16 protein-coding genes are annotated in these 11,948 nt (G+C 67.1%); 13 read left to right on the top strand and 3 right to left on the bottom strand.

Going from position 1 to position 11,948, the window contains the following annotated elements; genetic code table 11:
- Nucleotides 1-9: 9 nt before the first annotated feature.
- Nucleotides 10-948: a ribose-phosphate pyrophosphokinase gene (locus C8J43_RS04230; RefSeq protein WP_056053689.1), complete on the bottom strand. Its 939-nt coding sequence runs from the start codon at nt 946-948 to the stop codon at nt 10-12.
- Nucleotides 949-1,044: 96 nt separating this feature from the next.
- Between C8J43_RS04230 and gltX the strand changes: the two genes are divergently transcribed.
- The 11 genes from gltX to C8J43_RS04180 all read left to right on the top strand — a co-directional run bounded on the left by gltX (nt 1,045) and on the right by C8J43_RS04180 (nt 8,385).
- Nucleotides 1,045-2,370 carry a glutamate--tRNA ligase gene (gltX, locus tag C8J43_RS04225; protein ID WP_133029815.1) on the top strand — a complete coding sequence of 442 codons (1,326 nt, stop codon included), beginning with the start codon at nt 1,045-1,047 and terminating at the stop codon, nt 2,368-2,370.
- 205 nt (nt 2,371-2,575) lie between these two features.
- The gene (locus C8J43_RS21790; protein WP_165899542.1) at nt 2,576-2,734 is read left to right on the top strand and encodes a hypothetical protein; all 159 of its coding nucleotides are present in this window, start codon (nt 2,576-2,578) and stop codon (nt 2,732-2,734) included.
- A gap of 55 nt (nt 2,735-2,789) precedes the next feature.
- Entirely contained in the window at nt 2,790-3,137 is a 348-nt protein-coding gene (locus tag C8J43_RS04220; RefSeq protein WP_056053696.1) for a hypothetical protein, read from the top strand.
- Complete coding sequence (gene ribD / locus C8J43_RS04215; protein ID WP_133030041.1) at nt 3,134-4,117, top strand: bifunctional diaminohydroxyphosphoribosylaminopyrimidine deaminase/5-amino-6-(5-phosphoribosylamino)uracil reductase RibD; 984 nt, start codon at nt 3,134-3,136, stop codon at nt 4,115-4,117. The genes C8J43_RS04220 and ribD overlap by 4 nt, the downstream gene beginning before the upstream one ends.
- On the top strand, nt 4,117-4,740 hold the full coding sequence (locus C8J43_RS04210; protein ID WP_133029814.1) for a riboflavin synthase: 624 nt from the start codon (nt 4,117-4,119) through the stop codon (nt 4,738-4,740). The genes ribD and C8J43_RS04210 overlap by 1 nt, the downstream gene beginning before the upstream one ends.
- Nucleotides 4,730-5,890: a 3,4-dihydroxy-2-butanone-4-phosphate synthase gene (gene ribB, locus C8J43_RS04205; RefSeq protein WP_207893331.1), complete on the top strand. Its 1,161-nt coding sequence runs from the start codon at nt 4,730-4,732 to the stop codon at nt 5,888-5,890. The genes C8J43_RS04210 and ribB overlap by 11 nt, the downstream gene beginning before the upstream one ends.
- A complete protein-coding gene (ribH, locus tag C8J43_RS04200; protein WP_120300777.1) occupies nt 5,890-6,312 on the top strand; it encodes a 6,7-dimethyl-8-ribityllumazine synthase in 423 nt (140 codons plus the stop codon). The genes ribB and ribH overlap by 1 nt, the downstream gene beginning before the upstream one ends.
- Nucleotides 6,309-6,854, top strand: coding sequence for a GNAT family N-acetyltransferase (locus C8J43_RS04195; RefSeq protein ID WP_133029812.1), 546 nt, complete (start codon nt 6,309-6,311; stop codon nt 6,852-6,854). Before ribH ends, C8J43_RS04195 begins: the two co-directional genes overlap by 4 nt.
- Nucleotides 6,847-7,047 carry a DUF4169 family protein gene (locus C8J43_RS04190; protein ID WP_121904878.1) on the top strand — a complete coding sequence of 67 codons (201 nt, stop codon included), beginning with the start codon at nt 6,847-6,849 and terminating at the stop codon, nt 7,045-7,047. The genes C8J43_RS04195 and C8J43_RS04190 overlap by 8 nt, the downstream gene beginning before the upstream one ends.
- A gap of 99 nt (nt 7,048-7,146) precedes the next feature.
- Complete coding sequence (locus C8J43_RS04185) at nt 7,147-7,962, top strand: DUF1206 domain-containing protein (RefSeq protein WP_133029811.1); 816 nt, start codon at nt 7,147-7,149, stop codon at nt 7,960-7,962.
- A 48-nt stretch (nt 7,963-8,010) separates the two neighbouring features.
- Entirely contained in the window at nt 8,011-8,385 is a 375-nt protein-coding gene (locus C8J43_RS04180; protein ID WP_056053716.1) for a hypothetical protein, read from the top strand.
- Nucleotides 8,386-8,388: 3 nt separating this feature from the next.
- Here C8J43_RS04180 and C8J43_RS04175 read toward each other — a convergent pair whose 3' ends face one another.
- Together C8J43_RS04175 and C8J43_RS04170 are read right to left on the bottom strand one after the other, a co-directional pair.
- Nucleotides 8,389-8,883, bottom strand: coding sequence for a hypothetical protein (locus tag C8J43_RS04175; RefSeq protein ID WP_243645397.1), 495 nt, complete (start codon nt 8,881-8,883; stop codon nt 8,389-8,391).
- Nucleotides 8,884-9,143: 260 nt separating this feature from the next.
- Nucleotides 9,144-10,232 carry an alkene reductase gene (locus C8J43_RS04170; protein ID WP_133029810.1) on the bottom strand — a complete coding sequence of 363 codons (1,089 nt, stop codon included), beginning with the start codon at nt 10,230-10,232 and terminating at the stop codon, nt 9,144-9,146.
- Nucleotides 10,233-10,283: 51 nt separating this feature from the next.
- Here C8J43_RS04170 and C8J43_RS04165 point away from each other — a divergent pair, with 51 nt between their 5' ends.
- Both C8J43_RS04165 and C8J43_RS04160 read left to right on the top strand, forming a co-directional pair.
- Nucleotides 10,284-11,279 carry a DMT family transporter gene (locus C8J43_RS04165; protein ID WP_133029809.1) on the top strand — a complete coding sequence of 332 codons (996 nt, stop codon included), beginning with the start codon at nt 10,284-10,286 and terminating at the stop codon, nt 11,277-11,279.
- On the top strand, nt 11,276-11,929 hold the full coding sequence (locus C8J43_RS04160; RefSeq protein WP_133029808.1) for a COQ9 family protein: 654 nt from the start codon (nt 11,276-11,278) through the stop codon (nt 11,927-11,929). The genes C8J43_RS04165 and C8J43_RS04160 overlap by 4 nt, the downstream gene beginning before the upstream one ends.
- Nucleotides 11,930-11,948: the final 19 nt, after the last annotated feature.

The following is an 11,948-nucleotide window of genomic DNA, read 5'->3' as shown; positions in this document are numbered from 1 at the left end:
CTGCGCCCGTCAGTCAAACAGGCTCGACACTGACGTCTCGTCCGCAATCCGCTTGATCGCCTCGCCCAGCAATGGCGCGATCTGGAGATGGCGGATCTTGCCGTGTGCGCCTTTGATCACGTCGTGGTTGCCGATCGAGTCGGTGATCACCAGTTCGCGCAGCTCCGAGCCCTCGACGCGCGCGACCGCGCCGCCCGACAGCACGCCGTGCGTGACATAGGCGACGACGTCCTCCGCGCCCGCTTCCTTGAGCGCCGCCGCCGCGTTGCACAGCGTGCCCGCCGAATCGACGATGTCGTCGACTAGGATGCAGAAGCGCCCCTCGACCTCGCCGATGATGTTCATCACCTCCGACTCGCCCGCGCGCTCGCGGCGCTTGTCGACGATCGCGAGCGGCGCGTTGTCGAGCCGCTTGGCGAGAACGCGCGCACGGACCACGCCGCCGACGTCCGGCGACACGACCATCAAGTTCTTGCCCTTGAACCGCGCGAGGATATCCGCGGACATCACCGGCGCCGCGTAAAGATTGTCGGTCGGGATATCGAAGAAGCCCTGGATCTGGCCGGCATGCAGATCGACGGACAGCACGCGGTTGGCGCCCGCGACGGTGATCAGGTTGGCGACGAGCTTGGCCGAGATCGGCGTGCGCGGGCCGGGCTTCCGGTCCTGCCGCGCGTAGCCCATGTACGGGATCACCGCGGTGATGCGCCGCGCGGACGCACGCTTGAGCGCGTCGATCATGATCAGCAATTCCATGAGATTGTCGTTGGCGGGGTAGCCGGTCGACTGGATCACGAACACGTCCTCGCCGCGGACGTTCTCGTTGATCTCGACGAAGACCTCCTCGTCCGCGAACCGCCGCACGCTGACGTCGGTCAGCGGCGTTTCGAGATAGGCGGCGATCTCCTGCGCGAGAGGCAGGTTCGAATTGCCGGTCATCAGTTTCATGAAAGTCTTCCCCGCTCGATCACGCGAACCCCTTAGGCGTACGAATCGTGTGGTGGAAGGGTTTGCCCGCCGCCGCACTCCCACTAGAGCGGCGGGATGACCGTGATCACCCGTTTCGCCCCCTCGCCCACCGGCCGGCTGCATGTCGGCAATATCCGGACCGCGCTCCACAACTGGATGTTCGCGCGGGCCAATGGCGGGAAGTTCGTGCTGCGGATCGACGATACCGATCCCGAACGCAGCGAAGAGCGCTTCGTCGACGCGATCCGCGCCGATCTCGACTGGCTCGGGATGACGCCCGACGCGGAAGAGCGGCAGTCGGCGCGGTTCGCTTTGTACGAGGCGCGGTTCGCCGAGTTGGTCGCGAGCGGGCATGTCTATCCCGCGTACGAGACGTCGCAGGAGCTCGACCTGAAGCGGAAGATACAGGCCGGGCGCGGGTTGCCGCCGATCTATGATCGTGCTGCGCTTGCGTTGGACGACGACGCGCGGGCGAAGCTGGAAGCGGACGGTGTGAAGCCGCATTGGCGGTTCAAGCTCGATCACGACTCGGCGATCGCATGGGACGATCTGATCCGCGGCGCGGCGCATTTCGAGGCGAAGACGATGAGCGATCCGGTCATCCGGCGTGCCGATGGGTCGTGGCTGTATATGTTGCCGTCGGCGATCGACGATGCCGAGATGGGGGTGACGCACGTGGTGCGCGGCGAGGATCACGTGTCGAACACCGCGCTCCAGTTGCAGATGTTCGCGGCGCTCGGCGTGACGCCGCCGCGGTTCGCGCACGAGGCGTTGCTGACCGGGGCGGAGGGGAAACTGTCGAAGCGGCTCGGCTCGCTCGGCGTCGATCATTTCCGCGAGGTCGGGATCGAGCCGCAGGCGGTGCGCGCGCTGCTCGCGCGGATCGGGACGAGCGACCCGGTCGAGCCAATCGCCGATGCCGCGCCGCTGATCGCGGGGTTCGACTTTGCGCGGTTCGGGCGCGCGCCGGCGCGGTTCGACGAGGCGGAACTGGCAGCGTTGAATGCGCGAATCCTGCATGCGCTGCCGTATGAGGCGGTGGCCCAGCGGTTGCCCGAGGGCATGGATGTGGCGGCTTGGGAAGCGGTGCAGCCGAACCTCGTGACGCTGGTGGATGCGGCGGATTGGTGGGGCGTGATCAAGGGGCCGGTTGCGGCCGAGGGCGATATCGACGCGGCGTATCTCGACCAGGCGCTGGTGGCGGCTGGGGAGATCGACTGGTCGAGCGATCCCTGGCACGCGCTGACGGCTCGGCTGAAGGCGGAGACGGGGCGCAAGGGCAAGGCGTTGTTCCTGCCGCTGCGGCGCGCGCTGACCGGGCGCGATCATGGGCCGGACATGGCGGCGCTGCTGCCACTGATCGGGCGGGAGCGGGCGCTGGAGCGGTTGGCGGCGCGCTGATACAGCCTCCCCAAAGTTCGCCCGAAAAAGCATGTTCTCCCGCGAAGGCGGGAGTCCAGTCTGGGCTCCCGCCTTCGCGGGAGAACAAAGACGGGCGGGCCGCGGTGGAATTGACCGCAACGGACTATACTGTGCAGGCGGTCACTTTGCCCGCGCTCGAAAAAGCACCGCCTTTCCCTCTCACCACCACCCCGGCGAAGGCCGGGTGAAGCAGGTCGAGCGGGTCAGTGCGACCACCGACGCGTTCTACCGCGCGACGTTCGACCGCGCGCTGGCGAAATGGCGGTTCAAGCCCGCGACGCGCGACGGCGTTCCGGTCGAGGCGTGGCGATCGATGGCGCTGACGTTCGTGCTCCAGAACTAAAGCTTGCGAGGTGCGGGGCTGGCCTAGCCGGCTCCGCCCCCCTATCTTGGCGCGTATGGGCTTTTTCAGTCGTTTCACGCCGATCGTCGCCTATCGCGACCTGCGGCTCTTCCTCAGCCAGCGCCGGCCGTACGAACTCATCTTTCTCGTGGCGGCGCTCTGCGTCACCAGCTTCCTGATCTACGCGTTCATGAAGGATTCGTACGTCGAGAAGGAATACCGGCCGAAGATCATCTACGTCGAGCAATGGCCCGCGGATCGTACCGATGCGCAGATCATCGCCCAACAGAAGATCGACGCGCCGATCAAGGCAAAGGCGCTCGCCGAGCAGAAGGCGCGCGAAGACGCACAGCGCGCGTCGTTCAAGCGGCTGGACGACAAGCTGAAGGCCATGGGGATCTGACCCAGGCTGACGCGCGCTTGATGGGCGCCGCGCTGGCACTGGCCGAGCGCGGCCGCGGACGGACCGCGCCCAACCCCAGTGTCGGCTGCGTGATCGTGCGCGAAGGCCGCGTGGTCGGGCGCGGCTGGACGCAGGCGGGCGGACGTCCGCATGCGGAAGCGATGGCGTTGGCCGAGGCCGGTGCGGAAGCGCGAGGGTCTACGGCCTACGTCACACTCGAACCGTGCGCGCATCAGTCCCCGCGGGGCCCCGCATGCAGCGACTTGCTGATCGAGGCCGGCGTTGCGGGTCTCGTTGCCGCCCTCGAAGACCCCGACGCACGAACGGCAGGCAAGGGTTTTAGCCGGCTGGAGGCCGCTGGCATCGCGGTGACGCGCGGTGTTCGCGCGAACGAAGCCAGACGTTCGATGGCCGGCTTTCTCACGCGGCAAGCGCTCGGCCGTCCGCACGTCACCCTGAAGCTCGCGACGTCGCTCGACGGCTGCATCGCGATGGCGGACGGGTCGAGTCGCTGGATCACTGGTCCGCAGGCGCGGATGCACGCGCATCTCGAGCGGAGTCGGCACGAGGCGATTCTCGTTGGCCGCGGTACGTATGACGCCGACGCTCCGCGACTCGACGTACGGTTGCCGGGTCTGGAAGCTCGCGGACCATTGCGTGTGCTTTTATCCTCGACTGTCCGAAACGTGCCCGGCTGGACCGTCATCGACGAGCCACATGCCATCGCCACGCTCCCAAGCGTCGACCACATCCTCGTCGAAGGCGGCGCGGCCGTAGCGTCGGCGTTCCTTGCGGCCGATCTGGTCGACCGCCTTCTCCTTTACCGCGCGCCTATCCTGATCGGCGGCGGCAAGCCCGCACTGCGCGACATCGGCCTCGTCGACCTGGCAAACGCGCATGGTCGCTGGGCGATCGTCGATGCGCGGCAACTTGGCATGGACCGGCTCGAGGTCTACGAGCGCGAACGAAACGAGGCATAATGTTCACCGGAATCATCACCGACATCGGCACGGTCGCGCGCGTGGAGTCGCCCGGCGACACGCGCATCATCGTCCGCACCGCCTACGATACCGAGACCGTCGATCTCGGCGCGTCGATCTCGTGCTCGGGCGTCTGCCTGACCGTCGTCGACAAGGGCACCGATGCCCAGGGGGGCTGGTTCGCGGTCGACGTCTCGGGCGAGACGATCAGCCGCACCGCCAAGGACCAGTGGACCGAGGGGCGCCAGTTCAACCTCGAACGCGCGATGAAGCTCGGCGACGAACTCGGTGGCCATATCGTCACCGGCCATGTCGACGGCCTCGGCACCGTCGTGGCTGTGAGCGAGGACGGCGGCTCGCACCGCGTCACGATCCGCGCCGGCGCCGACATCGCGCCGTTCATTGCCCCCAAGGGTTCGGTAACGATCGACGGCGTTTCGCTCACGGTGAACAGCGTCCGCGACGTGGATGGACAGGTAGAGTTCGGCCTCAATATCATCCCGCATACCTGGAGCGTCACCACGCTCGGAACGATCCACGTGGAACAATCGGTCAACATCGAGATCGACGTCCTCGCTCGCTACCTCCAAAGAATGGAGCATTACCGTGCCGCTGCCAGCTGAACGTACCGCCGAACTTGGGCGCCTAAAGCACGGCTATCTGTCGAGCCCCGAAGAGATCATCGACGAGGCGCGGAACGGCCGGATGTTCATCCTGGTCGACGACGAGGATCGCGAGAACGAGGGCGACCTCGTCATCCCCGCGCAGATGGCGACGCCCGAGAAGATCAACTTCATGGCGAAGTTCGGTCGCGGCCTGATCTGCCTCGCGCTGACCAAAGATCGCACCGAGGAGCTCGGGCTCGAGCTGATGAGCCGCAACAACGGCACGCGGCACGAGACCGCATTCACCGTGTCGATCGAGGCGCTCGAAGGCGTCACGACGGGCATCTCCGCCGCGGATCGCGCGCGCACGATCGCGGTGGCGGTCGATGCGACCAAGGGCAAGCCGGACATCGTCACCCCCGGCCACGTCTTTCCGCTGGTCGCGCGCGACGGCGGCGTGCTCGTGCGCGCCGGTCATACCGAAGCGGCGGTCGACGTCGCGCGGCTCGCCGGGCTCAACCCCTCGGGCGTGATCTGCGAGATCATGAACGAGGACGGCACGATGGCGCGGATGGACGACCTCGTCACCTTCGCGCAGTTCCACAACGTCAAGATCGGCACGATCCGCGACCTGATCGCGTACCGCCGCCGCCACGATCACCTCGTCGAGAAGCGCGCCGAGGCGAAGTTCACCTCCGAATGGGGCGGCGACTGGAGCGCGCTGACGTTCTGGAACAAGGCGACCGGCACCGAGCAGGTCGCGCTGGTCAAGGGCAAGATCGACCCCGCCAAGCCGACGCTCGTCCGCATGCATGCGCTGTCGCCGTTCGCGGACATCTTCGGCGAATCGGGTGATCGCGGCCGGATCCTCGCGCGCTCGATGCAGATGATCGCAGACGAAGGCGCGGGCGTCATCGTCGTCATCAACCGTCCGCGCAGCAACACCTTCACCTCCGCGGTCATGAAGAAGGCGGGTGCTGAGATCACCCCGGACATGGAGGAACTGCGCGACTACGGCGTCGGCGCGATGATCCTGACCGAACTCGGCGTCCACGACATGGTGCTAATTACCAACACGCATCACACGCTGGTCGGCCTCGACGGCTATGGCCTGTCGATCGTCGGCGAGCGCCCGATCGCCTCCCTGAACACGGAAAAGAGCAACTGATGGCGCATCTCCTCATCGTCGAAGCTCGGTTCTACGATCACCTCAACGACCTTCTGGTCGAGGGTGCGAAGGCCGCGATCGAAGCCGCCGGCCACACCCACGAGACGATCACGGTGCCCGGCGCGCTCGAAGTCCCTGGCGCGATCGCGCTGGCGGCCGAGAGCGAGACGTTCGACGCGTATGTCGCGCTGGGCGTCGTGATCCGCGGCGAGACCTATCATTTCGAGATCGTCGCGGGCGAGAGCGCGCGCGGGATCATGCAACTGACGATGGACGGCTTGGCCGTCGGCAACGGCATCCTGACCACCGAGAACGAAGCGCAGGCGCTCACGCGCGCAAAGCCCACCGAAGGCGACAAGGGCGGCGGTGCGGCCAATGCGGCGCTGGCGATGCTGGCGCTCAAGGACCGCTTCATCGCATGACCGCGCCGGTGCTCCTGACGGAGCGCCTGTTGCTCCAGCCCTTGGGACCGGAGGATGCCGAGGCGTGGTATGCGTTCCACGCCGATCCCGTCACGATGCGCCATCTCGGTGGTGTGCAGTCGCGCAGCGTCGCCTGGCGTGGTCTGTGCGCGATGGCAGGCGCGTGGAGCATCCGCGGCTTCTCGATGTTCGCGGTGACGCTGCGCGATACCGGCGAATGGATCGGCCGCGTCGGTCCGTGGCAGCCCGAAGACTGGCCGGGGACGGAGATCGGCTGGGGACTCGCATCGCAGTTCGCCGGTCGCGGGTTCGCACGCGAGGCTGCGACGGCGACGATCGACTATGCGGTGGATGTGCTCGGCTGGACCGACATCATCCACACCATCGCACCCGATAACGTGGAGTCGATCGCGCTCGCGCAGCGGCTCGGGTCGACCAACCGCGGCCCAACGACGCTGCCCCCGCCGCTCGAATCGCTGCCGGTGGACGATTGGGGCCAGAGCGCCGCCGACTGGCGAGCGCGGAGAGCAAGGCATGGGTGACGTAGTCAATCTGCGCCTCGTTCGAAAGCAGCGGACTCGCGAAATGGCTTCGTCGAAGGCGGATCAGAACCGCATCCTGTTCGGGCGGACGGCGTCGGAGAAGGCAGTGGACGCTGCTGTGAAGGCCCGGACCGAGAAGACGCTCGACGGTGCGCGGCGCGATGATCGCAAGCCCGACACACCTATCACATAATCTCACCCTTCCCTCGGTGAAGACGACGGCCTCGCGCTGACCCGACGCCGGAACGTCACGCCCCCCGCGCCGTTATGCCCCCGTAACAAAGGGGCTGTGATGATCTCGGATGCGAATGCGACATTGCTCGCCAAGCTCGGCTTCGCCGCGCGCGGCGTGGTGTATCTGCTGGTCGGGTGGTTCGCGGTCGATGCGGCACTCCGCGGTGGTAGGATTGCCGACAACCAGGGCGCGATCGGGTCGATCGCGGACGAGGCGTTCGGCCCGGTGCTGCTCGCGATCGTCGCCGCCGGCCTGCTCGGCTACGCGATCTGGCGGCTGACCGAGGCGGCGGCCAATCCCGAGCAGATCGGCAGCGACGTCAAGGGCAGCCTCAAGCGGATCGGTCACGTCGTCAGCGGGATCGCGCACCTGATCCTCGCCTGGACCGCCGCGAAGCTTGCGATGAAAACCGGATCGCGCGACGCCGCCGTCTCGCCCGGCGACGAGAGCGCGCGCGACTGGACCGCGTTGCTGCTCGACCAGCCCGCCGGACGTGTGCTGGTCGGCGCGGTGGCGGTCGGGATCCTCGTCGCGGCGTTTCAGCAGGCTCAGAAGGCTTGGCGCGGCGACTTCATCCACGACCTGCGCGGCGATGCGCCGGCCCCCGGTTACGTCTGCACGATGGGCCGGATCGGCTACGGCGCGCGCGCGCTCGTGTTCCTGATCGTTTCCGGGCTATTCGCGCTCGCCGCCTGGACCGCGCATGCGAGCGACGCGGGCGGCGTCGCGGAGGCGCTGGAGCGGCTGCAATCGCAACCGGGCGGCAAATGGCTGCTCGCGCTGACCGGGATCGGGCTGGCGCTGTTCGGCGCCTACAGCCTGGTCGAAGCGCGATTCCGGCGGATCCACGTCGATCTTCCCGGTACCAACTAAAGTGAAAGATAACATATCGTTAAGCTACCTGCGCTATCGACGATGAGCATGTACACGATCACCTTCGACGTTCCGAGCAAGACGCTCACCATCGTCACCGAAGGGTTCTGGTCGGTCGCGACCACCGCGGCGTTCTCCGCCGAGCTGCTCGCGCGCGGTACGGCGGCCCGGCTGTATCATGGTCGGTTCGTCGTGCTGGCCGACCTGCGCAAGGCGGCGATCCAGCCGTTGAAGGTCGTCGATGCGCTGGAGGCGATGATGCCCAAGGCGCTCAAGGTGACGTCGGCACCGATCGCGGCGGTGGTCGCGTCGCATCTGGCGAAGCTCCAGACCGAACGCTATCTGAAGGCGGAGAACTGCCGGACGTTCCTCGATATCGACGAGGCTAAGGCGTGGCTGGCCGGGGATCGTACCGCCACCTGACTCCTAGTCCTGCGGGGCCGTTTCGAGCAACGCCGCCTCGACCTCTTCGATCGTGATGCCGAACGCGCCGGCAAGCCCCGCCACCGACGCGCCGCGATCGGCGAGCGTGCGGATCCGCGCGGTGTCGACGATCGTCTTGTAGCTACGGGTATCGCGGTCGGTCTTCGATTCCTCGCCGCTGCGCGCGAGCGCGCCCGAGCGTCGGCGTTTGGAAATCTTCAACGCCTCGACATCGTTGGTCGGCGGCGCATCGAGCCGCGCCTTGATCCGCTGATCCTCTTCGATACGCCGGCTTTCGCGGGCGCGTTCGCGTTCCTGGGACTGGAGATCGCGTTGTGCGGCACGCGATTCGGATCGCTGTTCGGACGCGGCAAGCCGCTCCTTCGCGCGCTGCTCGCGGCCGTTGGCACGCTCCTCCGCGCGCTTTGCGGCCCGGTCGGCGGTGCCGGGCATGAGCGGCCCCGTTCCCCTGCCGCCACTCGGCCAGCCGTCGGTCATCACACATCCTGTCACCGGTGCGCCACCAGTGACGCGGAAGCGCGCTGCTAAGCGATGGCAGCGCGGGTGACTAGGCCGAGGATCACATTGAATGGCGAGCAACCAGCTTCGTCATGCCGGGCTTGTTCCGGCATCCACCCTTCCGCAAAATCGATGGGATCGATCGTGCGGAGCAGTGGGCCCCGGAACAAGCCCGGGGTGACGGGGTGGTTTGGGCAATCCGGGCGGATCAACGCTCGACGTCGATCCGCCTTGAAAGCTTAGGCGTTGGCGGTCTCGAGCGCGGGGTAGTCGATGTAGCCCTCGGGACCCTGGCTGTACCACGTCTTCGCATCGTCCTTCGCGAGCGGCGCGCCGGTGCGCAGGCGCTCGGGGAGGTCGGGGTTGGCGATGAACGTGCGACCGAAGGTGATCGCGTCCGCATTGCCCGAATCGAGCTCGGCCTGTGCCTCCTCGACGGTCGTGTAGTCCGAGTTCACGATGAGCACGCCCTTGAACACTTTCCGGATCGCCGGGCTGAGCTTCGGTACGTCGGTCTTGCCGAAGGTGCCGTCGGGGCCGGGCTCGCGCAGTTCGAGGAACGCGATGCCGAGGTCGGACAGCGCCTTCGCCGCTGCGGTGAACAACGCCTCGGGGTTGCTGTCGTCGACACCCTGCGAGTCACCGTTCGGCGACAGGCGGACGCTGACGCGGTCAGCCCCTGCGACCGAGATCACGCGCTCGGCGACTTCACGGAGCAGGCGGACGCGGTTCTCGATTCCGCCACCATATTCGTCGGTGCGGAAGTTCGCGTTGTCGCGCAGGAACTGGTCGATCAGATAGCCGTTCGCCGCGTGAATCTGCACACCGTCAAAGCCGGCCGCGAGTGCGTTCTTCGTCGCCAGCTCGTAGTCGGCCAGCAAACGCGGGATCTCGTTGGTCTCGAGCGGACGCGCGACCTCGAAATCCTTCTTGCCCTCGAACGTGTGCGCCTGGCCTTCGGTCGCGGTGGCCGACGACGACACCGGCTGCGTCTCGTACACCGACGAATGGCCCTGGCGACCCATGTGCCACAGCTGCGCGACGATCCGGCCGCCAGCGGCGTGGACCGAGTCGGTGACGGGCTTCCAGGCGGCGACCTGTGCGTCGGTCCACAGGCCCGGCGCGAACGGCCAGCCAAGGCCTTCGCGGCTGATGCCGGTGGCTTCCGAGATGATCAGGCCGGCGCTCGCACGCTGCGTATAATACTCGACCATGATGTCGGACGGCACCGCATCCCTGTCGGCACGCCCGCGGGTGAGCGGCGCCATGATGATGCGGTTCGGCGCTTCGACGGCACCAAGGGTAATCGGATCGAAAAGGCTAGGCATGGGGGCTCCTTATTGGCCTGACGGGCGGAAGATAGGAGGCTACAGGGCGGCATGCATCGCCCCGACCCGCAAAGATTATCTAGCGTGCCCGATACGCCGCACGGTTTGACGCCGGTTGCGGAAAGTGTTGCCGCGCCGGGACTTATCGCCTTTGCGGCGCTGGTGGTGGCGAACGTCGCGCTGGCGTTCGGGCCGTGGTTCGTGCGCGCGACCGAGGTCGGGCCGGTGGCTGCGGGGTTCTGGCGGCTAACGCTGGCCGTGCCATTTCTGGTCGTGCTGGCGGCCCAGCAGGGCGCGCGACCGATGCGGCTCGGGTGGAAACTATGGGCCGGGCTGCTCGCGGGCGGGGTGTGCTTCGCGGCCGATCTCGGCACGTGGCATCTCGGGATCCTGCGCACGACGCTCGCCAATGCGACGCTGTTCGGCAATGTCGCGACGCTGATCTTCCCGATCTACGGCTTCCTGATCGCGCGCAGCTGGCCGACGCGGACGCAAGGGTTCGCGCTGGCGCTGGCGGCGGCGGGCGGCGCGTTGCTGCTCGGGCGGTCGTATCAGCTCGATGCGAAGAACCTGGCGGGCGATCTGTTCTGCCTGCTCGCGGGGCTGCTCTACACCGTGTATTTCATCTTGATGGCGCGGGTGCGGGCGACGCTCGCGCCCTTGTCGGCGCTGACGCTGGCAACGACGGCGGGGATCGTGCCGCTGCTCGTGTTCGCGCTGGCGATGGGGGAGCGGGTGGTGCCGACGCATTGGGGGCCGCTGATCGGGCTCGCTCTGTGCAGCCAGGTGCTCGGGCAAGGCCTGATGATCTATGCGCTCGGGCGGTTCACCCCGCTGGTGATCGGGATCGCGCTGCTGATCCAGCCGGTGGTCGCTGGCGTGGTCGGCTGGCTGGTCTATGGCGAGCGGCTTGGCGCGGCGGATCTGGTCGGCGTCGTGATGGTGGCGGTCGCGCTGGTGCTCGTCCGTCGGGGACCGCCCCCGATCGCGCTCCCTCTTGAAGACGCGCTTGATACGCCTGATTTTGAACGGCAGGAGACGGTATGACCCAGGACCTTACGCTCGACGAAATCCGCGCCCTGCTGGCGCCCGGCATCGCTGCCAACGCAGCGTTCGACGGCTGGAGCGACGCCGCGCGCGACATGGCCGCGCAGGCCGAGGGGATCGACACCGACATCGCTGCGCTCGCGTTCAAGGACGGTGCGGTCGACATGATCGACGCGTGGTTCGCACATATCGACGGCGTGATGCTCGCCGCGGTGCCGCCGGAACGCCTTGCGATGATGAAGATCCGCGACAAGATTACCGCGCTGGTCGAGGCGCGGTTGGACGCGACGTCGATCGACCGCGAATCGTTGCGGCGTGCGCTGGCGATCCTCGCGCTCCCGCAGAACCTGGCGAAGGCGACGCGGCTCGGCTGGCGGACGGTCGACACGATCTGGCGTGCCGCTGGCGACATCGCGACCGACTATAATTACTACACCAAGCGCACGATCCTGCTCGGCGTGTATGCGTCGACGATCACGGTGTTTCTCGACGACGAGAGCGAGGGCCTTGCGGAGACCCGTGCCTTCCTCGGCCGTCGCATCAACGGGATCATGCAGTTCGAAAAGGCCAAGGCCGGGTTCCTCAAGCGCACCGAACACGGCTTCAGCCTGTCGCGATTCGTCGGCCGGTTGCGCTATCCGACGACTTGAGGCGGGTCGTTAATCCCGT

It is taken from the genome of Sphingomonas sp. PP-CE-1G-424 (genome assembly GCF_004341085.1).
Classification (GTDB): Bacteria; Pseudomonadota; Alphaproteobacteria; order Sphingomonadales; family Sphingomonadaceae; genus Sphingomonas.
Note: the sequence above shows the minus strand (reverse complement) of the source record. Positions and strands in the feature narration are given on the sequence as shown.